Source organism: Streptomyces sp. NBC_01439 (genome assembly GCF_036227605.1).
Taxonomy (GTDB): domain Bacteria; phylum Actinomycetota; class Actinomycetes; order Streptomycetales; family Streptomycetaceae; genus Streptomyces.
This window is the reverse complement of sequence record NZ_CP109487.1, coordinates 9,546,887-9,572,229: the sequence shown is the minus strand read 5'-3', so window position 1 is coordinate 9,572,229 and position 25,343 is coordinate 9,546,887. Positions and strand designations below refer to the sequence as shown.

Annotated in this window: 25 protein-coding genes and 2 pseudogenes; 12 read left to right on the top strand and 15 right to left on the bottom strand. The window is 69.5% G+C overall.

The window, feature by feature from the left end; all coding sequences use genetic code 11:
- Both OG207_RS43895 and OG207_RS43890 read right to left on the bottom strand, forming a co-directional pair.
- The gene (locus tag OG207_RS43895; protein ID WP_329094627.1) at positions 1–1,428 is read right to left on the bottom strand and encodes a mobilization protein; all 1,428 of its coding nucleotides are present in this window, start codon (positions 1,426–1,428) and stop codon (positions 1–3) included.
- Complete coding sequence (locus tag OG207_RS43890) at positions 1,425–1,769, bottom strand: hypothetical protein (RefSeq protein ID WP_329094629.1); 345 nt, start codon at positions 1,767–1,769, stop codon at positions 1,425–1,427. The genes OG207_RS43895 and OG207_RS43890 overlap by 4 nt, the downstream gene beginning before the upstream one ends.
- A 587-nt stretch (positions 1,770–2,356) precedes the next feature.
- On the opposite strand from OG207_RS43890, the gene OG207_RS43885 reads away from it, so the two are divergent.
- From OG207_RS43885 to OG207_RS43865, 5 genes are all read left to right on the top strand, one after another.
- The gene (locus OG207_RS43885) at positions 2,357–3,637 is read left to right on the top strand and encodes an AlbA family DNA-binding domain-containing protein (protein ID WP_329094630.1); all 1,281 of its coding nucleotides are present in this window, start codon (positions 2,357–2,359) and stop codon (positions 3,635–3,637) included.
- Positions 3,638–3,672: 35 nt separating this feature from the next.
- Positions 3,673–4,110 carry a hypothetical protein gene (locus OG207_RS43880; protein WP_329094631.1) on the top strand — a complete coding sequence of 146 codons (438 nt, stop codon included), beginning with the start codon at positions 3,673–3,675 and terminating at the stop codon, positions 4,108–4,110.
- Positions 4,111–4,251: 141 nt separating this feature from the next.
- A complete protein-coding gene (locus OG207_RS43875) occupies positions 4,252–5,232 on the top strand; it encodes a serine/threonine protein kinase (protein ID WP_329094634.1) in 981 nt (326 codons plus the stop codon).
- A gap of 40 nt (positions 5,233–5,272) precedes the next feature.
- Positions 5,273–5,851, top strand: a complete 579-nt coding sequence (locus OG207_RS43870; RefSeq protein ID WP_329094636.1) for an ABC-three component system middle component 2 — start codon at positions 5,273–5,275, stop codon at positions 5,849–5,851.
- Positions 5,852–5,856: 5 nt separating this feature from the next.
- A complete protein-coding gene (locus OG207_RS43865; protein WP_329094638.1) occupies positions 5,857–7,890 on the top strand; it encodes a DNA recombination protein RecN in 2,034 nt (677 codons plus the stop codon).
- Between the two features lie 50 nt (positions 7,891–7,940).
- Here the strand turns inward: OG207_RS43865 and OG207_RS43860 are convergent, their stop codons facing one another.
- Both OG207_RS43860 and OG207_RS43855 read right to left on the bottom strand, forming a co-directional pair.
- Positions 7,941–8,234 (bottom strand): hypothetical protein, encoded by a 294-nt coding sequence (locus OG207_RS43860; RefSeq protein ID WP_329094640.1) that lies wholly within the window; start codon positions 8,232–8,234, stop codon positions 7,941–7,943.
- 303 nt (positions 8,235–8,537) lie between these two features.
- A complete protein-coding gene (locus OG207_RS43855) occupies positions 8,538–9,122 on the bottom strand; it encodes a hypothetical protein (RefSeq protein ID WP_329094642.1) in 585 nt (194 codons plus the stop codon).
- A gap of 263 nt (positions 9,123–9,385) precedes the next feature.
- On the opposite strand from OG207_RS43855, the gene OG207_RS43850 reads away from it, so the two are divergent.
- A complete protein-coding gene (locus OG207_RS43850) occupies positions 9,386–9,925 on the top strand; it encodes a hypothetical protein (protein WP_329094643.1) in 540 nt (179 codons plus the stop codon).
- A gap of 280 nt (positions 9,926–10,205) precedes the next feature.
- Here the strand turns inward: OG207_RS43850 and tpg are convergent, their stop codons facing one another.
- From tpg to OG207_RS43835, 3 genes are all read right to left on the bottom strand, one after another.
- Complete coding sequence (tpg, locus tag OG207_RS43845; RefSeq protein ID WP_329094645.1) at positions 10,206–10,760, bottom strand: telomere-protecting terminal protein Tpg; 555 nt, start codon at positions 10,758–10,760, stop codon at positions 10,206–10,208.
- A 103-nt stretch (positions 10,761–10,863) separates the two neighbouring features.
- A complete protein-coding gene (gene tap, locus OG207_RS43840; protein ID WP_329107374.1) occupies positions 10,864–12,936 on the bottom strand; it encodes a telomere-associated protein Tap in 2,073 nt (690 codons plus the stop codon).
- 381 nt (positions 12,937–13,317) lie between these two features.
- Positions 13,318–14,570, bottom strand: a protein-coding gene (locus tag OG207_RS43835) for an IS3 family transposase (RefSeq protein WP_329107371.1) whose coding sequence is annotated in 2 segments (ribosomal slippage) — positions 13,318–14,288 and positions 14,288–14,570 — 1,254 coding nt in all. Because the reading frame shifts where the segments join, the coding sequence is not laid out codon by codon here.
- A 119-nt stretch (positions 14,571–14,689) separates the two neighbouring features.
- Between OG207_RS43835 and OG207_RS43830 the strand changes: the two genes are divergently transcribed.
- The 3 genes from OG207_RS43830 to OG207_RS43820 all read left to right on the top strand — a co-directional run bounded on the left by OG207_RS43830 (position 14,690) and on the right by OG207_RS43820 (position 16,591).
- Positions 14,690–14,998, top strand: a complete 309-nt coding sequence (locus OG207_RS43830) for a hypothetical protein (RefSeq protein ID WP_329107369.1) — start codon at positions 14,690–14,692, stop codon at positions 14,996–14,998.
- A gap of 42 nt (positions 14,999–15,040) precedes the next feature.
- Positions 15,041–15,391: a hypothetical protein gene (locus OG207_RS43825; RefSeq protein ID WP_329107367.1), complete on the top strand. Its 351-nt coding sequence runs from the start codon at positions 15,041–15,043 to the stop codon at positions 15,389–15,391.
- Between the two features lie 675 nt (positions 15,392–16,066).
- A complete protein-coding gene (locus tag OG207_RS43820; protein ID WP_329107365.1) occupies positions 16,067–16,591 on the top strand; it encodes a GNAT family N-acetyltransferase in 525 nt (174 codons plus the stop codon).
- A 423-nt stretch (positions 16,592–17,014) separates the two neighbouring features.
- Here the strand turns inward: OG207_RS43820 and OG207_RS43815 are convergent, their stop codons facing one another.
- A complete protein-coding gene (locus OG207_RS43815) occupies positions 17,015–17,464 on the bottom strand; it encodes a hypothetical protein (RefSeq protein WP_329107363.1) in 450 nt (149 codons plus the stop codon).
- Positions 17,465–17,892: 428 nt separating this feature from the next.
- On the opposite strand from OG207_RS43815, the gene OG207_RS43810 reads away from it, so the two are divergent.
- Entirely contained in the window at positions 17,893–18,447 is a 555-nt protein-coding gene (locus OG207_RS43810) for a hypothetical protein (protein WP_329107360.1), read from the top strand.
- Between the two features lie 19 nt (positions 18,448–18,466).
- Here the strand turns inward: OG207_RS43810 and OG207_RS43805 are convergent.
- From OG207_RS43805 to OG207_RS43795, 3 genes and pseudogenes are all read right to left on the bottom strand, one after another.
- Positions 18,467–19,466 (bottom strand): annotated as a pseudogene (locus OG207_RS43805) (IS5 family transposase).
- A 73-nt stretch (positions 19,467–19,539) separates the two neighbouring features.
- Positions 19,540–19,692 carry a hypothetical protein gene (locus tag OG207_RS43800; protein WP_329107357.1) on the bottom strand — a complete coding sequence of 51 codons (153 nt, stop codon included), beginning with the start codon at positions 19,690–19,692 and terminating at the stop codon, positions 19,540–19,542.
- Positions 19,689–19,895 (bottom strand): hypothetical protein, encoded by a 207-nt coding sequence (locus tag OG207_RS43795; RefSeq protein WP_329107355.1) that lies wholly within the window; start codon positions 19,893–19,895, stop codon positions 19,689–19,691. Before OG207_RS43795 ends, OG207_RS43800 begins: the two co-directional genes overlap by 4 nt.
- A 503-nt stretch (positions 19,896–20,398) precedes the next feature.
- Here OG207_RS43795 and OG207_RS43790 point away from each other — a divergent pair.
- Positions 20,399–20,554 carry a hypothetical protein gene (locus tag OG207_RS43790; protein ID WP_329108322.1) on the top strand — a complete coding sequence of 52 codons (156 nt, stop codon included), beginning with the start codon at positions 20,399–20,401 and terminating at the stop codon, positions 20,552–20,554.
- A gap of 796 nt (positions 20,555–21,350) precedes the next feature.
- Here OG207_RS43790 and OG207_RS43785 read toward each other — a convergent pair.
- The 4 genes and pseudogenes from OG207_RS43785 to OG207_RS43770 form a co-directional block, all read right to left on the bottom strand.
- Positions 21,351–21,548, bottom strand: coding sequence for a cupin domain-containing protein (locus tag OG207_RS43785; RefSeq protein ID WP_402697734.1), 198 nt, complete (start codon positions 21,546–21,548; stop codon positions 21,351–21,353).
- Positions 21,512–21,640 (bottom strand): transposase family protein, encoded by a 129-nt coding sequence (locus OG207_RS43780; RefSeq protein ID WP_329107353.1) that lies wholly within the window; start codon positions 21,638–21,640, stop codon positions 21,512–21,514. Before OG207_RS43780 ends, OG207_RS43785 begins: the two co-directional genes overlap by 37 nt.
- A gap of 454 nt (positions 21,641–22,094) precedes the next feature.
- The gene (locus tag OG207_RS43775; protein WP_329107351.1) at positions 22,095–22,505 is read right to left on the bottom strand and encodes a hypothetical protein; all 411 of its coding nucleotides are present in this window, start codon (positions 22,503–22,505) and stop codon (positions 22,095–22,097) included.
- A 163-nt stretch (positions 22,506–22,668) separates the two neighbouring features.
- A pseudogene (locus OG207_RS43770) lies at positions 22,669–22,965 on the bottom strand (HNH endonuclease); the annotation flags it as partial.
- A 119-nt stretch (positions 22,966–23,084) separates the two neighbouring features.
- On the opposite strand from OG207_RS43770, the gene OG207_RS43765 reads away from it, so the two are divergent.
- On the top strand, positions 23,085–25,271 hold the full coding sequence (locus OG207_RS43765; RefSeq protein ID WP_329107349.1) for a HEAT repeat domain-containing protein: 2,187 nt from the start codon (positions 23,085–23,087) through the stop codon (positions 25,269–25,271).
- Positions 25,272–25,343 lie beyond the last annotated feature (72 nt).

Below are 25,343 nucleotides of genomic sequence, written 5' to 3'. Positions count from 1 at the left end.
TCAGCGCGTACGGGACGGGCCCGGCCGACCGGGTTCAGGGCGCGGCCGGACCGGTACACCGGTAACGGGCGTAGCGGCGGGCAGGCCACGGCCCGGCGTGCGCACCACTCGACCGGTGCGCGGCTTCGTCGTCGGGGGCGGGGTACCGGTAAAGCCGGCTGCCTCGCGCAGCAGGACGGCGGCCTCCGCGGCGGCTCTCGCCTGCGCCCGGTGCTCCTGCGCGCGGTGCCAGAAGGCGGCGGCCTCCACCGCCTCCACCAAAGCGATCAGCAGGGTGAGGACGACCGCGGCGCCTCCCCCGCGGCCGGCACGCGGGGCGTGCTCCAACGCCCGCGCGGCCGAGCGCCATCCGGCACGGGCGCGGCCCTCCAGGGAGCGGGCGCCGGGGGCGCGGGCGGCCTGCTCGAAGGCGTCGGCCGCCGCGCGGACACGGTCACGGACCAGGGCCGGAGAGTGCTCGGCGGCCACCGCCAGGAGGTCGCCGAGCGCGGCGACATCCCCGGCACCATCAGCTTGACCGGCGCGGCCCAGGAGCGCGGAGGCCTCCCGGATCCGGTGTTCGGCCAGCGCCCAGTCGGCCGAGGTGACGGCGGGGGTGAAGCGTTCGCGGACGCGGGGCAGGGACAGGTCGTAGGCGAGCGTCGACCCGGAGAACCACACCAGCCGGCTGCCGCGGTCCGCGCGGTCGCCGGGGAGCGCGACCGCGTAGCCGACCAGGGTGCCGTCGTCACCGTGGCGCTCCCGCACGCGCAGGCCCGCGTCGCGGAGCCGGTCGAGGAAGTCGGCGTCGCCCTGCGCGAGCGCGGCCGCGATGCGGACGGTGCGCTGCAGGGATTCGCGGGCGGTCTCGGCCAGGCCGCGGCGGGCGGCTTTCTCGGCCTCGCCGGTGACCGGGCGGCGGCGCGCGGTCCGGTCGAGCGGCGACATCAGCGTGAGGCCCCAGCGGGCTTCGAAGACGCGGGCGGCGGCGTGCATCGCGGGGATGTCGCCGCGTACACGGGGATGCCGGCCGTCCTGGCGGGCGAGGGTCGCCGCGATGTGGATGTGATCGTCCGCGTGCCGTACGGCGACCCACCGGCAGGCGTGTTCGTCGCCGTGCTCGGCGATGCCCGCGGCGTGCACCATGGCGGCGGCGACCTCCGCCCATTCGGCGTCCGACAGGGTGCGGTCGCCGGCGTGGTTGCGGACCGAGACGTGCCAGACGTGCTCGGCCGGGCGTGGGCCGCGCAAAGCTTCGACGGGGGCGTCCAGGAGCAGTGCCAGGCCGGCGAGCGTCATCCGGCCGGGGTCGCGGGCCGGGCAGGGCAGGTCCGGGTCCCAGGCGGCGATCAGGTGGGGGTCGGTGTGCTCGTCGCGCTCCCCGGGACCGAAGAGGTACTCCAGGAGCTCGACCGTCTCCGACCCGCCCGGCGCCTTCTTCGGCATCACGACCGCGAGCGCCTCTCCCGCATCACCGCGACGGTCGCCTCATCCACGCGGGCCACCGCGTCCAGGGCGCGTGCCACGACGTCGGCGGCTGTGGCCGGACCGCCGGCGGCGGGCGGGTCGGCGGCGGCCAGGGCGCGGAGCGCGGTGACGGTCTCCCGCAGATGGACCCGGGCCGCGATCAGCTCCCGCAACACGTCGCTGGCGTCACGGGAGACCGGCACCAGGGTGTGTTGGGCGACCGCCATCACCTGACGTCCCGCCCACGACGCGGGCGACATCCCCTCCCGCCCCGCGGCCAGCCGTAGGACCTCCAGCTCCGCGTCGTTGAACGACAGATTCACCCGCCGGCCACGCGGCTCGGACGTCAGCCGCTCACGTCGGCGGACCCCACCGGACGACCCCTCAACACCCATCGATAACCACTCCCGAAAAGCGCCCGCAAGGGGCGGCGAATACACCGGGCCCTTCGGTGTCAGTCAGCCCGTACTGTTCCAGTACGCACTAACTGGCTGCCTATTTCTAATGCCTGAAAAATGGTGCAGGACCATGCGCCCGCGAGCCGGGAAACCAGGCGCGCCAACACGCGGGCGACACCGTCCACCCCGCAACCCCGCACCCACCCGCGGGCGCCCACCCCGCAACACCGGCAACCCCACACCAACACCGGCAACCACACACCGCCACCCCGGGCGCGCCCCCCACCGCGACCCCGACCCGACACCACCCACACCCCCGACGCCGGCCACCACACCACCCACACCCCCGACCACCCCCACACCCCCGACCACAAAGAAGCGACGACCACCCCCTGGTTGAACCGCTCTCCACGCGGGTCACCTGCCCTGGCTGGACGCGATGGCAGACCTCGCGAACCACTGGTTTGGCGAACCACCCACCGGCGTAGGCCGATGCTTCATAGGGTGGCGAAATGGCGCGCTCCTGGACTCGACTGCACGAACATCTGGGCCGCCCGATGGGCCCCCTTACCCACGGGATGATCATGGACGCCGTGGCCTCGAAGCTCGGTGAAACGGACGACCTCGACTGGAAGAAGCAGCTGCCCACCTTCGTGCCCAAGCCGGGCATCTGGAACGAGTTCGCCAAGGACGTCACCGCGATGGCGAATACCCGCGGCGGCCTGCTCGTGTACGGGGTCACGGACGACATCGAGGCCGTCGGCATCGACCTCGCCGAGGTGAATGAGCAGCAGCTGACGCAGACCCTCCGCAACGGAGTCCAGCCCTACCTGTCCGGCGTCGACATCATCCCTCTGCCCGCACCGGGTGGGGGCGGTCCCGACTTCCTGATCGTCGACGTGACACCGAGCGAACTCGCGCCGCACTTCCAGTACGGATGGGAGCAGAAGGACAAGGACCGGGCGACCTTCAACGCGCCCTACCGTGTCGGGAGCGAGACCTTCTACATGTCCGAGCATCAAGTCGCGCGTGCCTATCAGGAACGCTTCTCGCGGCAGGCGCGGGCCGAGACAGCTCTCGCCGAACTTGTTCAGCAGGCCGCCTCAGTCGTCCTCGGTGAGTCCGTGCCGGGATGTGCGTGGCTGGTCGTTGCGGGGCGTCCCTCACGGCCGGTGCCGCGCCTGGTGCCCGCTCCGAGCCGTGCCGAGGCCAAGGCCGTCCTGCTCGACGGCGTCAAGACCGCCGCACGGCTTCGGGCTCACAGCGATCCGTACGGGGTCCGCGGCGCTCTGTCCGATCGGCTCAGCAACGGCATGCACGTGGGGCTGCGGCGCTGGGTCGACAGCAACATCCTCGTGCCGGAACTGCGAGGCACACAGGCTGGAGCCATGGTCGAGCTCCACCATGACGGAGGGGTCGTCGTGTGTGTCGACCTGAGTCACCCCATGCCCAGTCAGATAGGCGCGGCCTTGGTCGACACCTGGACGCTTCCCACCGCTCTGGGCGAAGCCGTCGCGGTCATCGACGCCCACCGCCGACGCCGCCTGCTCGACTCCACCGTGGACATCACCGCAGCCATCGTGGCCGACGGCAACAACGGACCAGACTTCCGGTTCCTGGCCTGCGGGTACGACATTGGCCAGCCCCGCGCGATCGAGCGGGCACGGCAGCCCCTACGCGTCATTCCGGCCACCACGGAACTGCCACCGATCGCCGACGACGACGTTCTCCAGGCGACCGGGAAGGAACTCGTCGAAGGGCTGCTGCACCAGTTCGGGATCAACGCGCACTGAGGCCAGGGCACACGCAGGAAGGACCACACACCACGATGGATCTGAGATGCCTCCACCCCGGCTGCGGGCAGAGCTTCAACGCCGCAGCCGGCTACGAGATACGGTCCGCTGCCCATCACGCCTTGGTCGCCGGACACCCCTACGCCGCGTTTCGCGGGGGCAGTCACAGCACCCTCGCGCACTCCGCGCAGAGCGCCGCTTCGACCGGCGTCTACGGTCTCCCCGCCCAGACACCGAAGCGACCGGCGGCCGTCACCGTTCCCGGGCCGTCCCCTACGGCCATCGGGTGCGGGCTCATCGTCACCTTCGCCGTGATCATCGCGCTCGCGGGATCCTGCTCAACCACCGGTAGCAGTGGTCCGCAGAACGACCGCCAGAAGTGCGAGGAACAAAGCTCTCAGAGCGACACCATCCGCTTCGGCGACTGCAAGGGGATGTTCCCCGGCCAGCCCGGCCTCAGCGGATGGGATTGATCTGACACACCCTCATCAGATATCGGCCGAGCGTTCCTCTTCTTGATCAGACGGCTGACCTTTGGGTACCCTCCGGCCAATACGGTGTGTGACGCACGGGAGACATCCTGTGTGCAGTCCGACGGCGCATGGGGGTGGGCTGTGCCTGACTCGATAGCCGTGCCGGTGGGTGTCCAGCCGATCAGCTTCGACGTTCACGCGGTCCGCGGGGGAAGTGCCGGCGGGGCGCGCGACGACTTCGAGTCGATGGTCGTTCAGCTCGCCGCCGCGACGACCCCCGGCGTGCTCGTGCGGTCCGTCGCCGCCAACCCGGGCGACTGGGGTATCGACGCCTTCGCCGGAAATCTCGGTGGGGCGATCACGGTGTGGCAGTCCAAGTACTTCATGCCGATCACCACCAAGAAGCACACGCAGCAGGTCCAGGACTCGCTCGACAACGTGCTGAAGGCAGCCGTCAAGAACGGCCACACCATCGCCAGCTGGATTCTGTGCATCCCCTCCAGCATGGACGGCCCCATGACGGCCTGGTGGGACAAGTGGAAGAAGGCCAAGGAGAACGAGCACAACCTCGTGATCCAGCTCTGGGACGAAACCGCCCTCCGCAAGAAGCTGCTCAGCCCCGAGGGCGACGACGTGCGTCGCGGCTTCTACGAGACCTACGCGCAGGCCGCCCCTTCCCCCGTCGAGCAGCTTCGGCTGGTGCTCGAAGTCGAGGACGACAAGGCGGCCGCTCTCGGCTCCGCGTTGTTCATCCGGCAGATGACCGAGGCCGGTCACGAGGAGCTGGACTCGGCCAAGCGCCAGTTCTTCAATGCCGATCTGGTGGCCCGCGAGATCGCGCACAAGGGCGTGGCGGCAGAGGTGGCGGCGCTCAGCTCGGCCGACGCGACCCTGCACGGGTTGTGGGAGATGCAGTTCAACGAATGCGCCGCCGAGAACATGATCCCGTCTCTGCACTCTCGTGTCTGGCGGGACGTCCGCATTGAGCACGACAAACTGCCGAAGGCTCTGCGCCTGGAGCTCGTACACAGCTGGGGGCTGGTGCACCGGCTGGTGGACAACCGAAAGGCCGGCTGGGTCAAACACTGGCGGCAGATCGCCGCCGAGCACACCGACGGCTGACCGCCGTCTCCTGTCCTGTCAGACCTACGAGGGGTTCGTTGTGGAAGCACACCGGCCGGTGATGATGCCGGAAGACCAGGTGACGTTCCGGCTCGCGCAGCTGCTGCTTCTCCTCGACGCCGTCGCCGGGCAGGACGCGAAGGGGGCGAGCCTGGAGCGCCTGGGCTACTACGACTTCCTGTCGGCGAACCCCTTCCTGGTCGTCGCATCCGACGGCCGGGAGGGCAACCTGCTGAGGCTGGCCGGGTTCGATCCGCAGGTTCTCTCGTACGCGTCGTCCTCGCAGCGCTTCACCAGCCGACGGGAGCGCATCCAGCACGACCTCGCGCTGCTCGTCGCCTACGGGTGCTGCGAGGTCCACAACCGCAACGGCTCCTTCGTCTACTCGATCAGCAACCGCGGCCGGGACCTCGGTGCGCGCTTCACCGCCACGTATGCCGCGTCGTTCACCACGGCGGCGTCCATCGTCGTGCGTCACCTCCGCAAGCTCAGCGACAAGGCACTGCGGGAGCAGACCGCACGCTGGCTGCGGCCGGACGGGGAGGGCGGGCCCGGAGCGGCGCTCCTGAGCGTTCTGGGCTCGGGACCGCAGGCACCTGACATGCCCTGGGAGGGGTGACCGCCATGCAGCCTCTGCCTGGAATCCGGATCCGGCGTCTGCGTCTGGCAGGCGTCAGCCGCACCTACGACGTCGACTTCACCCACGAGCAGCGGGTGCGGGGTCTGTCGGTGGTGGCCGGGGCGTTCAGCTCCGGTAAGACCGCGGTGTTGGAGTTCGTTGCCTACGGCCTGGGTGCGAAGCGTCATCCGCGGCATCCGGAGGTGCTGCGGAAGGTCCGCTCCTGCCTTCTGGAGGTGGAGCTGTCCGGCGAACCGTACGTGATCGAGCGGGCTGTCGGGGAACCGTCGAAGGCCGCCTACGTGCGCCAGGGGACGCTGGACCAGCCGGCGCCGGCCAAGCCTGAGAGCAGGCTCATCGAGCCGGCGGGCTCGCCCGAGAGCCTCTCCGCGCTGCTGCTGGGTCACTGCAAACTCGAAGGCGTCCAGCTGCGGGAGGCCCCGACGAACCGTGAGTCCCGCACCGATCCCCTGAGCTTCCGGGACCTCATGGCGCTGGCGTTCCTGCCGAACGAGCGCATCGCCTCCATGAACTTCCTCTCCGAGAACGAGTTCATGAAGAAGCACAAGCTGAAGCAGGTCGTCGACGTCGTCTTCGGCGTCCACGACGACCGTGCCGTCGAGCTTGGCCAACGCATCAAGGAGCTGGGCAGCCGGCTGACCCAGGCGCGTTCTGAACTCGCCGCGGCCCGCGCCTTCGTCGAAGAACAAGACCTTCCCGTGGGCGACGCGCTCACGACCCAGACCTACGAGAACGAACTGCTGGAGCTGAACGCACAACTCCGGTCCCTGGACGAGAACGGGCAAGCCGACGCCGTCTTCCCCAAGCGTTTGCGCCGCGAGCACCAGCAAGCCGCTCAGCGCGCCCGACGTGCTGCTGGCGCCGTACGCGACTGCGAGACACAGCTCGCCCGCATGATGCCGCTGCGGGCGCAGTACGCGGATGACCTCGTCAAGCTCAACATGCTGGCCGAGGCGCAGCGCCTGTTCGACCCCTTGAGCGTCACGACCTGTCCTGCCTGCCTGCACAGGCTTCCTTCTCCCCCCTCGGTGGAGAACGGGGTCTGCGGCCTGTGCAGCCACGAGCTGCCCGGCGACGACGGGCACCTGACGCTCGGTACCTCCGACGCTGAGCGCTCGCAGGATGAGGGGCGGCTGAACGTCGCTTCCGAGATCAGGGCCACCAAAGCCCGTCTGAAGGAGATCACCGACTACGTCGAAGGCCTCGACAGCTCCCTCGCGGCCCTGAAGCTCCGGGCGGAGGACGCCGAACTCGCCGAGGAGCAGGCCGCCGCCGCAGTCGACCAGGCGACGAGGCCCAGGGTCACCCCGTTCCTCGCCGCTCGTGACGACCTCCAGCGCCGGCGCGAGGACCTCCTGCGTCACCTTCAGCACGCCGAGAGCGCAGCCAGGCTCCAGGGCGGGCTGGAGAAGCGGGCCGCGCTGGTGGAACGGCACGAGACGCAGATCGCCCGCCTGCGGGAGGAACTCGACCGGCTGGGTGATGCCGCGCAGGACCGTGACCTGGTTGTCGGCCGCATCAGCGTCCGGTACAGCGAGCTGCTGCGGCAGTGGCGCTATCCGAAGCTCAGCCAGCCCATGATCGACACGAACCTCGTCCCGTACGTGCGCGGCGACTCCTACCGCGAGGCCTCATCCGGCGCCCGGACGCTCCTGACCCTGGCCTGGCAGCTCGCCGTCTTCGAGGTGGCCGTCGAATCCTCGGCCGCCCACCCCGGCTTCCTCATGATCGACAGCCCGCAGAAGAACCTCGGCCACGGCGGCACCCGGGACGCGGCGATCGCCGACGCGATCGCCATCGACGACTTCTACCGCCACCTGACCAGCTGGCTGGCGGAACAGGGCTCCGGGGCGCAGGTGATCATCGTCGACAACAGCCCGCCGCGACTCGTGGAGGACAACGTCGTCGTACGGTACAGCCGCAGCGAGGAACGGCCTCCCTACGGCCTGATCGACGATGAGACCACAACGGACGAGGGCGACGGGGACGAACGACTGGCTCACCCCGGCCAGGCCTGACAGCCACCCCGCGGAGCAGCATCCCGCCACGGACGTGGGGTGCCTCGGCGCTATCTCGGGCCGCGGGTCCGCTGCACGTTCCGGGTGTCGTACTGCGCGACCCACTCGGCGACGTCGTAGCAGTCGGCCGGCGGGAAGGCGACATCGGGCACAAGCCGGAGCGCCTCGGGGATGTCCGCGCCCGGGTGCACCTCGCGGACGTGATCTCGGGCGCGAGCCAGCGCCCGGTCCAGCCGGCCGCAGTCCAGGACCAGCTCACCGAACGCCCCGCACAGGGCGCACCGGACGTACGTCACCTCGACCGCGGTCCGCATCCCGAACGGCAACCGCTCCACCATCTCCATGCCCTGCCCAACGCAGCCGGGTCACGCCGGACACCGGCAACACGGGCGGAAGTAGGGGTGGGGCGGCCCGGGGGTACTGCAGCCCCCAGAGCGCTCTGGGCCCCGGGCCTCACCCGAGCACGCCATATCGGCACGGGCTACCCGGACCCTAGCCTGATCGGCAGCCCCGCTCATGCGGGGCCGCCGATCCGGTCGCCTGACGCGGTTCGGGCAGCCGGGACCCGGGCAGACCCGGGAGATGAAGTTCCCGGGGCGGTGTGCGGCCCTGCTGGACAACAACCACCGGCCGAGCCGGCCGTCATCTCACATATGGCGGTAGCTGTTCAGATACCGGCGTGCGGCGGCCTCGCTCGTGCCGAGCGCGGTCGCGACCGTCTCGATCCGGATCCGGCCGACCTGCACCGCCAACGCCGCGTCCGCACCCACCCCGGCGATCAGGTACCTCAGGTCCGCGAGGGCTTTCAGCGCCACCAGCGGATCCTTCACCGCAGCAGTCTCCAGGTTCTCCATCAGGGCGGTCAGCAGGGCGGTCAGCGGTTCGGGGAGGGGGACGGCGGCGTCGCGGACCACGGTGAGGTGGGCCTGGTAGTCCGCGACCGGCCCAGCCAGATCAACGTCCGCCTCGTACAGGGGCGTCTGGTCGTCCAGCGTCGTCCAGTCGAGCGGGTACTCGGCCGCGCCCCTCCATCCGCACGCGCAGGCACCGCGCAGGAGAGCGGCCTTCGGGCGGCCGAACCGGCCGTCATACGCGTGCCACTCCGTCGACGACGGCACGTACGATCCGCTGCCGACGTCGAAGTACGCCGGCCCCGGCTCGCTGCCGTCCTCCAGCAACACTCCCACCGAGCCGGCGTGCGCCGCACCCAGGTCCCTCAGCGTCTGATCCACCGTGCCCCGCCCCTTCCCCACGCCACGACGGCCTGTGCCCGCCGGATCGGTGTCGGCGCCTGGCCGGTTCCAGCGTGCCGCACCCACCCGGCCGCGCGCCCCGTATCCGCCAAAGCGCCACCCCAAGGGGCTGTGTGGCGCGGGCTGACCGGGCTCGCCGGCGTGGCAGCCGCCAGAGCGGGGATTCCGGGCACGGGCAAGGGTGAGCAGCTGTGGTCGATGCCGGTGCGCGGCCGGGGTCAACGGGCGTAGCGTGGTGGGGTATGAGCGAGGTTGTGGAAGCCAGGGGTCCGAAGGTTCCGCCGAGTTTTCCTCCGAAGTCGCCGCCGCCGCAGAAGAAGCCGGTGGAGCCGCCGCGGCCGCAGCCGGCGACGAAGCCGAAATCGCTCACCGGCGTGCCGCCCCGGCTGGTCGTCACCAGCCGGCGGGCGCGGGTGCTGGCGTTTCGCGCGGACCGGTGGGCGGCGAAGAAGGCCGCCGCACAGGCAGCGCTGGCCGTAGCCGAGTGGGACTACCCGCTGCTGGACGAGCACGACTTCCTCAAGACCGTCCACGGCCTCGTGGACACGGCCGTGACGGCCGGCGGGAAACGCGTCAGCGTCCACCTCGCCGACCAGGACGACAAGATCCTCGTCATGGCCCTCAACCACCAAGCCGCCGGACAGGGGTCGGCGGGAGCCGTGCCCGCGGAGGTGGCGGTACTGCGCACCGTGGAGGCGTGCGGCGCCCATACCGACCACGACGGCCACGCCTGGTGGGCACTCCTCGACGCCCGGCCCCGACCGAAGAAGCGCCTGGCGTAGCAGGGAATCGGAGTGCACCCGGACTCGTGTATGCGGTCGTTGGTCCGGGGCCGGGGTGGATGCTGTCGACCGGGGCGCTGAGCGGCGGCGTGTGACGGCGGCCGGATTCCTGCCCGCGGTCGACAGCGCCACGGGGGCCGGGAGCAGCCCGTCCGAGGACGGCTCCCAGCAGTGGCCATTGCACCCCTCTTCCGGTTCAGGCCCGGCGTTGACGCGCGGAAATGGGTGTGAGCCGCACCCGGACAGGTGCTCGTGGTCTGGGTGCGGCTCGGCCGGGGGGTCAGAAGGAGACGTCGAAGTAGTCGATGTCGGTGAACTCGACCCGGAGTTCGTCGGCGCGGGTGCCGCCGTCCTTGAAGTAGATCTCCTGCAAGCCCTCGGCGACGATCCCGCGTAGGTCACGGTCGTCGGCGCCTCGGGCGCGGGCGTCGAAGAGACGCTGGGCGTAGGCGGGTGGGAGGTGGACGGTGAGGCGGCGTACGCGGCCGTCGTCGGTGGTGCCGATGGGTGCGGTGTAGCCGAAGCGGGCGCGGGTCTCGACGGTGATGCCGGTGCTGGTGGCGGCTTCCTTGCGGCGGCGGCCACGGACCACGGGCTGCCAGCGGGCCCGTACGGCTCCCTCGATGCGGTCCGCCACCGCCTTCGGCGGGGTCTTGCGGTCGCCCTTGCGGTAGCGCTCGACGGACCGCTGGCTGACGCCGAGCTCGGCGGCGACCGCCCTGGTGGACTTGAGCTGCTTGAGCAGGAAGTTGATCCGGCCCTTCAGCGTCTTGGGCGGGTCCTTGGTGAACGCCTCCTGGTCGGCTCGGCCGATGGCGTCCTCGATCTCTCCCACAGCGGTTCAGCTCCTGACAGGTGTCCGGGTCGTACACGGTGAGCGGTCTGTCGGGTGGGCCTCCGGCACGTCGCCGCCGGAGGCCACACCGGGTTCTCGTTGCCTATTCGCCGTCGTCGAGGACGGCGTCGCCGCCCTTGATGTGGCGGGCGGGGTTGAGGCCCTTCTCCATCAGGTCCACCGCCCACCCCATCCCCTGCACCCCTTCCAGCTTGGCCAGACCGGGGGTCGGGCCGAGGCGGAAGCCGCCCATCAGCGGCTTGCCCGACGCCGCGTACGGCAGGAAGTCCAGCGGCGAAGCGCCCGGGGACGGGTAGACGACGCAGTCCGAGAGGACCGCGAGGGGGAACAGGCCGGTCAGCTTCACCATGTTGGTCAGCTTGCGGTGCATGTTGACCCGCGCCTTCGAGATCACGGCCGCCCGGATGTCCGGCCGCCACGTCGGGCGCTGCATCGCGGGCCAGGGCTCGCCGTCCCGGTAGGTGCGGCCCTGAGGGCGTTCGCGGAGCTTGCCGATGCCGCCCTTGACCGTCGCCTTGATCGCCGCGAGGACCGCGGCCATCCCGGGGTCGGCCTGCTTGTGATGCTCCATCGCCGCCAGGAACTCGGCGTCCGTGAGATCCGCCGTGACGCCGAGATCGGCGAGAGTGTCCATGTACGCGGTCTTGAGGCGGTCGTGCCACGGGTCGAGGTACGCCCCGGTCTCCCGGCGCAGGTAGGCCTCGATCGGCTGGACGTCGTGGCCGAGTTCCTGGGCGTAGGCGAGGGTGTGGGTCTGGTACCAGGCAGGCCCCGTCGGCCGGGTGCCGTCCGGGGTGAACGGCGACGGCAGACGCGGGTCGAGGTCGACGTGGGAGAGGTCCGCGAGCCAGGACCCGGGGATCTTCTTGTTGAACACCGGCCCGTGGAAGTGGTCCGGTGCCGACAGGCCCACCGTCAGCCGCGCGGCGGCCGCCAGGAACGCGGTGTTCAGGTCCAAGCCGACCGCGTACGGGAGGAGGCACTCCTCGTCGGAGAGGAGGGCGGGGTCGCGGACCCACTGGTAGGCCTCCTCGTTCAGGAAGCCCGCGTTCCAGCCGGACCGGACGACGACGGGGTGTTCGGCGATCGCCTCCGGGGGCGCCGGGTCCATCGGGTCCGTTCCGAGGCTGCCCGGGTTGTGGCCCGACACCCAAGTCCCGTTCTCCTGCACGGCCCGGGTGGGCGGGCGCAGGGCGGTCATCAGTTCCAGGCCGGAGACGGCGGTGGAGCCGCGGGGGGTGATCACCCGCTGGGCATACACGCCGAGGACGCGGACGATATCGGCCGGGGCCAGCTCGGCGACGCCGGGCCAGGAACGGGTGTCGAGGGCGTCCCAGGACAGGACCGCGAGCTGCACGCACTGCCGTGCGCTGCCCTGGGCCTTGCGGTAGATCCGCGCCCACGGGCCGAAACCGCGCTGCGTGAGCTGCCACTTCGCCTTCCCGATCTGCTTCACCACCGGGTGGTCCTCCGCAAGCCGCAGTGAGCGGCGCTCCTCACCGCCCTCCAGCCGCTCCGGGAGTCCGAGCTTCACGGCGGCGGAGCCGGTGAGCACGATCAGCGGGTCGGAGTCCTTGCCGTTGCGGTTCAGGCGCGCAGCCCCGAGCCCTGACTCCTTCAGCGTCCACTCCACCAACTCCGTGATGGTGGTGGCGGGGCAGTCCAGCACGACCCCGCCTGCGGCGTAGGCGCTGCCGTCGCCATCGAGGACGGCGAGCGGGCCGTGGGGGAAGCGGGGATCGGCCGGGGTAGTGGCGGGCTTGGCGGCCTTCTTCGCGGCGGGACGCCGTGACGTCGCCGCCGGACGGGCCGGGTCCTCGGCAACAGCCGGACCGCTGGGCTCGGCTGACGGGACAGCCAGCGCGGGCGTGCCGGAGAGGGCGGCGGGAATGGGCGTGTTCGGGCGGGTGGGGTGCTGGGTGGCCCAGCCGTCCAGCAGCCGCTGATAGGCCTGACGGCGCGGCGGGCGCGGTTCGGAACGGCCCGCTTCCCAATTCTTCACCGACTGGGTCGTGGTCTGCAGGACCTGGGCAAGACGCGCCTGGGTGATACCGGCCGCCTCGCGCAGCCGGGCCCGCTCGGCCGGCGGCGGCATCTCGGGCTCACCGGTCAGCAGGGCATCCACGGCCGCGAACAGCTCATCCTCGGTTGGCATACACCAACCCTAGCATGCCTTAACCTCAGATTCCGATATTTCTTACCTCTGGATTTAACTTCGGATGATTGCTGACGCGCGAGCGGGTGGTGGGTGACCCGTTGCAGCGAGGGTTGAGCGCTGTCACCGAAGGTTGTGCGACCTGTCCTGCAAGGTGGTCACGAGTGCCGGGAGGCTGCCGGTTGTACGCAAGCCGGCCGCCACGCGCGGTCCTGGGCGAAGGGCGCTGCCCCGTCTGCCACCCCGACTCGTGACCGCCCCCGAACGCAACCTGACCGAACCCTCTATCGAGTGACCCTGACGAGCTCAAGGACTGGCTGGTCACCCGCGGCAGGGACTAACAGACGAGGACTATGAACCGTTCCGGGTTCGGTAGAGAGCTCAGATGTTGGTTGTGACCTGGGGTTTCGTGGTGCTCAGGTAGTGGTTGGTTTCGTATTCGGCGGGCGGGATGTGCCCTATCTCACCGTGGAGCCGGGTGTGGTTGTACCAGTCGGTCCATTCGGCGGTGGCGAGCTCGACCTGGGCGAGGGATCGCCAGGGCCGCTGCGGCTTGATCACCTCGGTTTTGAAGAGGCCGATCGTGGACTCCATCAGCGCATTGTCGTATGCGTTGCCGACCGATCCGATCGAGGCGGCGATGCCGGCCTTCTCCAAGTGTTCGGCCAGCGTGAAGGACGTATATTGCGAGCCCGCGTCCGAGTGATGAACCAACTCGCCTGGCAAGGGCGGGTGTTGGTCGCGGTCGCGTTGCCACAGTCCCATGTCCAGTGCGTCCAGGACGAGCCGGGTCTGCTTCGTGGTCGAGGCGGACCAGCCGACGATGCGGCGGGAGAAGGTGTCCACGACGAAGGCGACGTAGACGACGCCGGAGAACGTGGCGACGTGGGTAAAGTCGGCGACCCAGCAGCGGTTCGGCGCGGACGCGACGAAGTCGCGGTCGACCAGGTCCGGCGCCCTGGGCGCGGAGGGGTCCGGGATCGTGGTGATCACTCTCTTGCCGCGGACGGCGCCGGTGATGCCGAGCTCGCGCATCAGCCGTTCGACGGTGCAGCGGGCCACGGTCTGGCCCTGGCGGTTCAGGTGCCGCCAGATCTTCCTCGCGCCGTAGACACGGTAGTTGGCGTCGTATGCCTCCTTGATCAAGGTCTTCAGCTCGGTGTCGCGAACGGTGCGGGCCGAGGGTGCCTGCCGGCGTTTGTGGTGGGCGTAGTAGGTGGACGGGGCGATCTTGCAGTCGTGCCCGGTCAGAACACGGCAGATCGGCTCGACTCCGCCGAAGCGGTCCCGGTGCTCGTCGATGAACGCTACGAGCGTGTGTGTGGCCGGTCGAGCTCGGCCGCGAAGAAACTCGCCGCGGCCTTGAGGATCTCGTTCGCCCGCTTCAGCTCGGCGTTCTCCTTCTTCAGCCGCTTCAGCTCGGCCGACTCCTCCGTCGTCGTCCCGGGCCGGGTCCCGGCGTCGATCTCGTCCTGACGGACCCACTTGCGCAGCGTCTCGGTCGTGCCGATGCCGAGCTTCGCGGCGACCGCTTTCATCGCGGCCCACTCGGTGTCGTAGTCGGGCCGCACCTCGGCGACCATCCGCACCGCACGACGGCGCAGCTCAAGCGGGTACTGGGAAGGACGTGCCATGACTCGATCCTCTCAAACGATCGAGTCCCTACCGAACCCGGAACGGTTCACTACCCGTTCTGGTTGACCCCGTCGGCGCAGGCTTCGCGTCGCCACCCCCACGACAACAAAGGTGGAGCATGAGCGTCAGCACGGTCAGCGCTGCAGAAGGCGGCTTGAGCGTCACCCTTCCCGCCATCTCGGACAAGGTGAGCACCTTCCGGACGTATCACGCCGTCGCATTCATCGAACAAAGCGGAGTCACCATCTCAGGAGAGAGGCAGGTCACCGGAACCACACTCAGAAACGGTATGAGCCTGCTGGTCCCCGGAGCCTTCAACACAGCCAACGCCGTTTACCTGCAAGTCCACGTCAGCGAGAGCGACTCCGGGGAGGTTCTCTTCCAAGAGCGCAAGCGCGAATGCAAGGTCGGCCCGGCGTCGACCTGAGCAGCAAGGCCCTCGGCGCTCTGGTGGCCGACCGCCACAGGCGTGACTGCCCGCAACGCGCTCGCGGGCAGCGGGCCAGGCTCCGGAGCACTCGATGGGGTGTGCACCTGGCGCACGAGCGGCAACCGCGTCCTCGGCTGGCCGGTTGCCGAGGGCATGAACGACGAGAACGTCATCACCATCGAGATCCGGGGCCACGAGCCGGCCGCTGTCGAAGCGGCGCAGCGGATCTCCGAGCTCTCCCTGTCCAGCGGCCCGTGCCGGCTGCGCCGCACCCCGGGCGAGGCCGAGGTGCAGGTGCTGGTGTACGCGGACGTCCACCGGAGTCCGGACGAGGGCGGCTACGCCGATCCCGGGGAGCGGGAGGAAGACGCAGGCGCGTTTCTTCGGTGAACCCGCTCCCCCACCGGGGTGAGACGGCCCCGACCCGGTTCGGCCCGACGACCGGTGACGCACTATCACCAAGTTCATAATCAAGAACTTGCGCCGGGGCCTCATGGCCGCCGCCCTCGCACCCGCCTCCTCCACACAGGCCGACGAGGTCACGCTCATGGACGGGATCACCGCGCTGCCGGTCGCAAACGAGATCCGCGAGGGCTACAAGCGGGAGCTGTACCCGACGACAAGCACGGCTGCACCGCCCGCAACAACGTCCTCATTGCCGAAGCAATCGAAGCCCCGACCGTCGGGGCCAACTGCGCCCTGACCGGAGGGGTGTGGCACTCCTACTACGACGACGCCCTTGTCCAGGGCGCCTCCAGCGTCGACATCGACCACATGGTCCCGCTCGCCGAAGTCCACGACTCCAAGTAGGCGGAGTTGTATAGGCTGAGCGATTCCGCTCGGCATTCTGAGGGCCCTGACCTGGTCGGCGCGCCAGGCTGCAGCCGCTTTGGGTGCCGCTGGGGTCTTCTGCCTCGGGTGATTCTCCTGCGACGCCACGATGTTGCATTGGATGCAACCCGGGTGCGATGTCGTCGATGTGCCGGACAGCGCCCCGAGGCGCGCCGTTCCTCGGCCGTACGATGATCAGCGACTGCTGTTTAGACGCTTCCGGGGGGCGAGCGCTTGAGCGACATGAGGGTTACTGCAGGCGGGCTTGCCGAGGTGGGTGAGTTCCTGGGGGTGCTCCACGACTACGACTCCTGGCTGGTTCTGCACCGGCACCCCCACCTGTACGAGGCGCTGGAGCGGGAGGATCCCCCGCTGATCGTCAGGCAGGTACTGGGCCACGCGCGGGCCGGACGGACAAGGATCTGCCGGGACCTTCTGAACCGATTCATGGGTGCTTCGGTGCTGGCTGACGAGGCCCCGGAGTTTGCTCCGCCGGTCGACGTCCCAGAGCTCTACCTGCAATTTCTGGTGACCAGGATGTGGCGCCGACAGCTCAGCATGGCGGCCCTTGTCACCGATGCCCGGGCCGAAGCAGCCCGACGCGGCGCACGGCTGCTTCGGACGCACTGCTGGGTCGGCGAGGACAGCCGCTTGGTGCGCGAGTACGAGGAGTTGGGCTTCACCGCGACGCTGGAGTTCGAGGTGCTGCGGTCGGACGGTGCGATCTGGCCGGGCCAGGTACTGCAGACTCGGGTGTGAGCGTTCAACCCTCCACATCAAGTCGGTCTGCGCATCACCCGACACAGCCTCAGGGCTTCAATGACCAGCCTGCGGAACACCTCCGCGTCACCTCGCGGAGTCGATGACGTCAGCTGCGGGCCCTCACGCCCTCAGAGCATCGCTGCCCGGCCCGCTGTCCCACCGATCGAGAGGTCTGTTCGCACTCCACAGCCACCGGGCCCGCCAGGAATACCGCACGGTTCGAATGTCGCTCCCCGCCAGCTGGCGGCCACGGCTGGACCACCGAGCGCCGCCGCCGGTACGCCAACGGCCTCGGCTCCGACGTCACCTCTTCGGCCTGATTCGGATACGCCGCCGACCCAAGCCGGATTGCCCTCGACGACCACACCGAACTCCCCGCGCTTGAGATGAAGGCGACAGAGCGGCGATTGGCGCCTTTGTTCACCATTTGTCCCTGACCAGTGCCTTGCCCATCATGCCGCCGACTCTGACGGACCCGTGGTCTTTTAGTTCGTCCCTGTGCAGGGCGACGAACGCGGCGGCAATCCTCTCCGCCTGCACTTGTTCCTTTTCCACGTCGTTCTCGCGCTTGTCACGGTTGAGACTAGTCAGGATATGAAAATAGGTAGAATCGCCGTCCGGGTTGACTATTACATCGATATGGAGGGCAAGGAGGTCCTTGTTCTTTTTGTCCCGTGCAAGGTATTCGAGGAACGCAACCGTGGTCGGGGTGCCAGTAGGGGACGCGGTGGCCACCGGGTCCTGGTCGTCGCTACCGGTGCAGGCCGCTGTCGCGGGGGCGAGGACGAGCACGGCTGCCACGGCGAAACCGATCAGACGGCGGCCGGTACGAGGTTCCGGCCCCGGCCTGGTCTGGTTGCTGCGGTTCATGCGTTTTGCCCCTCGTCTGGTGTCCTGTGCGAATAGACGTAGTGGACCGCCTACAGGTTCCCCGGCTGGCGGCCGTGACCGGTGCCACGACCGCCGGCCGGGGAGGGGTCAGCCCTTCATACGGCGGTCCCAGTCGATGTACGGCACGCCTGCCGTCCCGTTCATCGAACAGGTCCCCTTCGGTACTCCTTGGTACTCCCACAGCCCGTACGTCACGAAGGTGCTTCCCCCATCAGTTATGCAGGTGACCTTGGCACGGAACTGCCCCACTCCGCCCGCAGGGCAGGTGACGTTGCCCGTCTGGCCAGGCCCGCTAGGGCGCGTATCGGGTTTTGATCAGTCGGCATGTTCACGCCGCGGGTCCGGGTGGAGAGAAGACGAGCACGGCCACTGCCTCTGCTTCTGAAGGGCACGTAGGGTGTCGAGGCATGACGGCATTGCCGAACTTGCCTCAGAACACGTCGCTGGTCGACCTGCTGCGGGCGCAGGGGGTTCCACAGGAGCGCGGTGCCCATTCCTATGAGGGGTGGGAGTTGCATACCCACCCCGATCTGGTCGAAAGACTTGAGGACCTTGTTCCCCGCTGGCCCGTCCTGGCGACTTTCGGGGTGCCGGTGCTTGCTGCCAAGGGCATCGCCGCGGTCGTCGCCTGGAGCATGGACACGCTGCTGGTGCGCCTTCCAGAAGCGCCGACCGAGCTCCTGAAGCCCGCATCGCCCTGCCCGCCCCTGACGGACCCGGGTCAGGGGTGGTACTCAGTCTGCCCCTGGCAGGGCGAGCTTTCCTCGATGGAGTCCAAGCGCCTGCTGTCGCTGCTGGTCCAGCAATCGCTCTCGTATGCGGCAAGCCTGTCGGAGGACGACAGCATCGACTGGCAGGGGCGCCCAGTGCAGGCCCCGGGCACGCGCAGCGGCAAGGTCAAGGGCAGACGAACCAGCAGGGACACGGGCGGACGGCAGGGGGGACGCGGACGACGGCGCTAGGGTGCCGAGCGAGTCGTGATCAACGGGTCGCCCTGGTCAGGTCTTTGATCCAGATCATCGAGGCACGCAGATGGAGGCCAGCGAGGTAGCTCTCGGGGGCCTTGTCGTACCGGATGGCGATGCCCCGCCAGGCCTTCAGCTTGTTGATCAGCCGCTCGACGGTGTTCCTCTCTTTGTACAGGTCGGCGTCGTGACTGACAGGCCGACCGCCCCTTGAGCCCTTCTTCTTCCGGTTGGCGGCCTGGTCGACTTTCTCGGGGATGACCGCCTTGATCTGGCGTTTGCGCAGGTGGGAACGGTTGCCGCGGGACGAGTAGGCCTTGTCCCCGGCGACAGCATCGGGCCGGGTACGGGGGCGGCCGACGGGCCCGCGGACCCGGGTCTTCCCCAGGACGGGGATGAACCGCGGACTGTCGGCTGCCTGGCCCGCGGTCAAGATGAACGCCAGCGGGCGGCACTTGCGGTCGGCGGCGAGGTGAACCTTGCTGGTCTGCCCACCCCGCGAGCGTCCCAGGAGGGCGGCCTTCAGGCGGAGCTTCCGGCAGCGTCGAATACGTCGTCGCTCATCCCACTCGGGATCCGCTTCGGTGTCTCGTCCGCTTTGTTCTTCGCCGTCGCACCTTTTGACCTGGCCTTCTCCTCCTCGACGGCGGCCTTCTCCAGGGAGGTGAGCACGTCCTTGCTCAGGTGTATCCCGGCGGCGTCGTGGTGGGCGCGAGCGGTGGTGGAGTCGATACTGACCAGGGACAGGTCTCGCCCCGCTTCGCTGCTTCCGCGATCAGGCCCTCCAGCAGGGCCTCGAACACGCCAGCGTCACGCCACTGGCGGAAGCGGTTGGAGACGGGCGACCAGGCGCCGAACTCCTTTGGCATCTCACGCCACTGCCCGCCAGTCTTGAACCGCCAGATCACACCCTCGAATTGCTGCCGCAGCCGCCTGGGATACGGCCCGTACTTGCCGATCGGCAGGCACGGGCCGATGAACTCCCACTCCTGGTCCGTCAGTTGTACGCGAGTCACACAAGACGATCTAAGGGATCAGAGCCTCGGAGCGGGGCCGAACCCAAGGATTGGTCACGACTCAATACGCGCCCTAGTTGTAGGGGTTGTCGTCGCCGCAGCCCTGCGCAGTGGGTGCGGTGTAGGCGGTGATGTCCTCGATGATCTGCACCTCGTCGGTCTTGGCGTGGCGGGTCCGGCTGAGGGCGACGGCGGTGGGGCGGGCTTCGAGCAGGGTCGGGGTCATCGGGTGATCTCCTTCGGTTGGCCGTGCTGGCAGTAGTTGACCAGTGGTGCCTTCGCCTCCTGGAAGATGCGCGACATCGGGCGGCACACCCGGCACGAGCCGGAGAATGTGCAGCCTGAGCATCCTCCGGTGCGAAGCATGAGGGAATCGGCGATGGCGCCGAGTCGGGCCAGACCTTCGACGCCTTCGGCGTCCAGGTCCACGTACGGATCGCGGCCTACCTTGCAGATGGAGGCGCGGCCGTGGGGGTCCGCGTGGGAGAAGGTGTGACCGGCCCGGCACCCGGTGAATGGGGCCCGCTGGGTGAGGTGTTCGTGAGACTGCGTGAGCAGCGTTTCGGCGCCGTCGTGGATGGTCGGCGACATTGTTGGCGTACTCGCGCCAGGGCAGGCCGAGCCGGTCGGCCCATGCCCGCATGGCGTGCTGCTCGTGGGCGTTGCGGCGGGTGATGATCAGGCTGAGTTCCCGGTTCAGCCCGGCCGCTACGGCGTTGTCGAGGCCGCGGGTGAACTTCCTGAAGCCGCCGCGGCGGCGGGTGAAGCCGTCGTACGTCTCGGCGCTGGCACCGTACACGGACAGGGTGAGCTTCGCCGGGAGGTAGGTGGTGAGGAGGTTCATGGTGGGCTCGCGCCACAGCCGGGAGCCGTTGGAGAGGAGTTCCACGACCATGCCGAGCCGGTGTGCGTAGCGGTAGGCGGCCACCAGGGTGAACCGCGGGTTCGCCGCGATCGGCACGACCGGCACGACCGGCACCTACTGTCTTTACGCGGTCGATGTCCTGACCGGCAAAGCAACCGACAAGGGCGCCTTCCCGACCCGGTACCAGGTCACCGACCTGGCCCTGCCCATCAACCAGAAGTAGCGCCCAGCCTCCTGCCGGGCCCGGCAGGAGGACATCACCGGTCGGTGGTGTAGCCGGACAGGCCGGTGGCCTGGCCCACTCAGGGGGGGCGGGGCCACCGGCCATTTCCCGTCGCTGCTCGCGCCCAAGGTGCCTCGGCCACGCGGAGACCCCACACGGCCGGCGCGGGAACAGGACCTTCCGGCATCCCCGCACACGCCCTCTTCGCCGCAGTCCGCCCACCAGCTTGGCCACCACAGCCCGATTCCCCCGAACGAGGCAATGAGCCGCCGTACGGCTTGGCGAAGCGCCTCCCACTCCGCCGACCTGACCGCCGCGGCTACGCGGGAGTAACGCTGCTGCCGCACGGAAGAGCACAAGGGCCCCGACCGGCCGGGGGAAAGGCCGGGTCGGGGCCGCGCCCAGACCGGAGGGGGTGGCGGGCAAGGCGGTCAAAGCGTAAGGAGGAAAGGGCGGTCGCCTCACGGCGGCTTGGTCGGCCGCGTCCCGGCTAGATGCTGCCGACCGGGGACGGGAACCAGCGACGTGTGACGGCAGCCGGGTCCTGCCCGCAGCCGGCAGCGCAACGGGGCGAAGATCAGCCCGCCCGAAGGCCGCTCCCCGCAGGAACTATTGCACTCCAGGTCCGAGCAGCGCCTGGCACTGACACACTCAAACCCGGCGGCGCCCACCCCCCACAGCCCACCTGAGCCGAACCTCAGTAGCTGTCACCGGCAGAGCCGGATGACGTGGCGAAATGGGACCGAACGAAGCAGCATGGTTGTCACCGACGAGGCAGGCGGCTTGTCACAACTGCTCATTCAGCAGCCTTCCTGTCACCGGCGGCTGGAGGGGTGCGCGGCCGTGGACGTTCTCCTTGGGGCCCGAACATGACCAGATACTCGACCGGTCCGGCGGATCCGGCGTTCGCAACTCCATGGGGCGTGTGGGTGTCGATCTCGACGATGTCCCCGGCAGTCAGGACGAGGTCCTGGTTGCCGAGTGCGAGCCGCAACCGCAGGTGAAGCGCCGGACACGAAGCTGCAGCATCACCCGCCGCCCTGTCACGGGGAGGTCAGCAGGAAACCGCAGGTAGGAGCCGTGCACTCGCCCTGACCAGCTTCCGTAGCCTGGGCACGGCGGTGATCTTGCGGCGGTGTAACCCGGGTGAGTGAGTCCGGGGCGGTACGGCTGCGGTGTATGAAGCCCCGGGAGGACGATCGACGACTGTGGCCCGTACTCCGTTGGATGTGAATGAGCTCGTCGCACACTGGACGCTGCTGACGGACGAGCAGGTACCCGTGTCCGGCAAAACGTGGGCGATCCTGCGCCGCTTCACCCGTAACGCATCCCACCCCAGCTACGCGGCGATGCTGGAGGTAGGCCACGCCCAGAGGAAGGACCATCCTCGTGGCCCGCTACCTCCGGCTGCGGGACCTGAAGCGGGAGATCGAGGAGGGCCTGAACATGATGCAGTCCTCTCACGACGCGATGATCAGGAGATGTTCGTGCTGTGCCCGCGGATCCTGCAATCCGCCTTGGTCTACGTGAATACTGGCGGTCAGCTGCTCGACGATCTCGACCAGGAGGGCGGCCAGCGGCTGGAGAGCGGCGCGGCCTGGTCGCGGACGAGGGACAGGTGGGCGTTCCAGTCCACGAGCGGTCCGGTCAGGTCGACATCCGCCTCGTACAGAGGCCGGTCGCCGACCGTCGCCCAGTCCAGCGCATATTCTGCGGCGCCTCGCCATCCGCATGCGCACCCCGCCCGGAGCGCCTCGGCGCGCGGGCGGCCGACCTGGCCGTCGTAGGCCGACCAGTGCGTCGTGGAGGGCACGTCCGAGCCGCTCCCGACATCGAAGTACGCCGGCCCCGGCTCGTCGCCACCGACGAGGACACCGACCGCGCCCGCGTGCGCGTCCCCGAACTCCACCGTCCACCGGTCCCACTCCACCAGCACACCACCCTCCGACACGTTCCCGCCCGCCACCCTGCCCCGCCCGAGCCAACGCCCACACCCGAGCCGGCCCAACAGCGCACCCCGTTGGGCCCACCCGGCCACCCGGCGACCGCGAACGGCTGCGGGCACGGCGAAGGGCCGCCACCTGTCGAGGTGGCGGCCCTGACCTTCGGGGGTGCTACGGGGCGGGGGTGAACTCCACGTCCGTGCCACCGCAGCCGGCCGCGATGTCGAGCAGCCGGTCACGCTCGGCCTCGTCGACCGCGAGGCCCCAACGGAGTTTCGTTGCCGTCCACTCGGCGCCGTACCGGCACAGCGCGTCCGCGGACGGCGGCAGCCACTCCGCCGGATCCTGGTCCGCCTTCGACCGGTTCGAGCAGGCCGTCACCGCGACCCGGGAAGCCGGCTGTCCCTGGTCGTTCGCGTACGCCTCCCGCCGCGCCGCCGTCCACGCCGAAGCCCCAGCCGGCAGGGCGCGTCATTCCAAATGAGCGGTATTGCAGATGCCTCAGCGGCAACAGCGCTGGCGGTCAGGATCGGGGGGCCCAGCGCTTGCTGTCGAGCGTGTCAGTGCTGCGCGGCATAGTGCCGGGCATGATCAACGACTTGGAGAGCATCGACTGGGCGTCCCTGGGGCACGCCTACGGGCCGGCCAGTGATGTTCCGCAATGGCTGCGCGACATGGCTTCGTCCTGCGACGAGGTCCGGGAGAAGGCGTTCAGGAGCTTCTACGGCGCGGCCCACCATCAGGGGGACGTGTATCCGTGCACGGTGGCCAGTCTGCCGTTTTTGTTCGACATGGCCGACAGCCCTTCCACGCCTGATCGGGCGTCGGTGGTCGCGCTGATCGTGAGCATCGGCCGTGAGGCCGTCGATCGGGACGAGGTCGGCGGTGTATGGATCGGCATCGACGGTGAGGAAAGCACGGCCTACCAGGACGCCGCAGCCCTGATACGTGGGCGCGGCGAGGTGTTCGTCGGCTACGCCTGCGATACGGACGCGCGGGTGCGTTCGGCCGCGATCGTGGGGCTGGGGCTGTTCCTGAACGACGCCGAGCGGGCGGTAGGAGTCCTTCGGGCTCGGCTCGACGCCGAGGACGGCGTCATGGAGCGGCTGCTGGTGATCCGGACGATGGGCGATCTGGCGCTGCGGCTCCCGGCGGCTCAGAAACCAGCGCGGGCATGGTTCGATCTCCTCGCCGACGGCTTGACGGTGGATGCCGATGTCCGTCTTGCGGCGCTCGTCCAGCGGGCCCGCTGCATCCCCGAGTCCATCGATGCCACCACGGTGCCCACCGCGATCGCGCTCCTCCGCCGGATCGCGCCGATATCCCTGCCCGAGGAGAGCAAGGAGCCAGACGAGAGCCCGGGGCCGACGGGGCCGTGCACGTGTGCTCTTGAGACCGAGCCCGACCCTGGTGTTCCTGGGCACGTTGCTGCCGCCTTCGCCGACCTGGACCGCCACGGCCGGGTCCATGCGCCCACGACGTCCCTGCTGGTGTCCTTCCACGAGGTCCTCGACGGGCGTGTCGAGGACCGGACCGCGTTGCTCTGCGAGCAGCTGCGCAGCCTGGATGCGGCCACCCGGTACGACGCGATCGACATGGCACGCACACTGATCATCTCCTGGCGAGGAGACCATGTTCCCCTGGTACGACTCCTCGCCGCGTGCCTGCTGCCGCGCGACTCCTACACGTCAGCAGCTGCGGCCGAGGTGCTCGGGGCCTTGGGCCAGCTTGCCGAACCGGCCCGGGAAGCCCTCGCCGCCTACGTCGCCACCCACCGCACCACACATAGACCCGATGCCTGGGCGAGCCCACACGCCGAACTGCGCCGCGCCCACCAGCAGGCGACCCTGGCACTCGCCGAGCTCGGAGACGAGCGAGCCCTGCCCGGGCTGCTGACCGCGCTCGACACCGGTATCGACGCCTGGCGGGCCGTGAACGCGGCCGGCCGGCTGCCCCAGGCCGCCGCGGAACTCACGCCCCGGCTCATCCGCCTCCTCGCCGACATCGACCACTCCCGTGAATGGCCCGATGTCAGTCCCACCTCGCTCGCGTCGGCGCTTGCCGCACTCGGCGACCCGGCCGCCGTGCCCGCGCTCACCGACGCCCTCAAGGCCGCCGTCCAGCGAGGGCAGTGGCACACGGCCGCGCCCATCCTGAAGGCGCTCGCATCGTTCGGCACCCGCGCCATCACCGCCCTCGAGATCGTCCGCCCCCTGACCGAGGCGGAAGACCAGAGAACCCGCACGGCCGCAACCAACACCATCTGGGAACTTGAACGCCGACCCGAGCAGGTCGTTCCGCTGCTGCAATGCCTCCTCAACGACGAGCGGAACTTCGACGCGGTCAACCTTGCTGGACGGATCGGCCCTCCCGCCGCGGCCGTACTGCCCCGCCTGCGCCAGATACTGAACGACCAACTCGAACAGAACGCACGCAACGAGCAGGCCGGTTCCGCCGTGCTGAACGACTCCTGGACCCTGGTCCATATGGCGTCAGCCCTCTGGGACATCGGCGGGGACGACGAAGCCCCCGCCGTCGTGCCGGCGCTGCTGGCCGCTTGGAAGGACAACGACTTCACCGCACGCCATGCCGTCGCCTGCCTCAACCGCATGGGCCAGGCAGCACACCCCGCCCTCCCCCAGGTCCAATCCGCACTCGCACAGCCCCGCCGCGGAGGAGACCCCTGGGGATGGAGCATCGCCGTCGACCTGGAAATCCAGCGCACCTGCCGGTCCATCCTGACGCGTACGCAGGCCTCCCAAGCCACCTCCTGACCGTAGTGGGGCCGCCACCGCGAAGCCACGCCTGACGTGGTAGCGGCCCCTCCTGCACCGGCCCTCGACCCA

Excerpts from the sequence above, each read along its gene's own strand:
- OG207_RS43885 (WP_329094630.1), top strand. The coding sequence starts at position 2,357 with ATGGCGCGCTCCTGGACTCGACTGCACGAACATCTGGGCCGCCCGATG.
- OG207_RS43880 (WP_329094631.1), top strand. The coding sequence starts at position 3,673 with ATGGATCTGAGATGCCTCCACCCCGGCTGCGGGCAGAGCTTCAACGCC.
- OG207_RS43865 (WP_329094638.1), top strand. The coding sequence starts at position 5,857 with ATGCAGCCTCTGCCTGGAATCCGGATCCGGCGTCTGCGTCTGGCAGGC.
- OG207_RS43860 (WP_329094640.1), bottom strand. The coding sequence starts at position 8,234 with ATGGAGATGGTGGAGCGGTTGCCGTTCGGGATGCGGACCGCGGTCGAG.
- OG207_RS43850 (WP_329094643.1), top strand. The coding sequence starts at position 9,386 with ATGAGCGAGGTTGTGGAAGCCAGGGGTCCGAAGGTTCCGCCGAGTTTT.
- tap (WP_329107374.1), bottom strand. The coding sequence starts at position 12,936 with ATGCCAACCGAGGATGAGCTGTTCGCGGCCGTGGATGCCCTGCTGACC.
- OG207_RS43830 (WP_329107369.1), top strand. The coding sequence starts at position 14,690 with ATGAGCGTCAGCACGGTCAGCGCTGCAGAAGGCGGCTTGAGCGTCACC.
- OG207_RS43815 (WP_329107363.1), bottom strand. The coding sequence starts at position 17,464 with ATGAACCGCAGCAACCAGACCAGGCCGGGGCCGGAACCTCGTACCGGC.
- OG207_RS43810 (WP_329107360.1), top strand. The coding sequence starts at position 17,893 with ATGACGGCATTGCCGAACTTGCCTCAGAACACGTCGCTGGTCGACCTG.
- OG207_RS43800 (WP_329107357.1), bottom strand. The coding sequence starts at position 19,692 with ATGACCCCGACCCTGCTCGAAGCCCGCCCCACCGCCGTCGCCCTCAGC.
- OG207_RS43765 (WP_329107349.1), top strand. The coding sequence starts at position 23,085 with ATGATCAACGACTTGGAGAGCATCGACTGGGCGTCCCTGGGGCACGCC.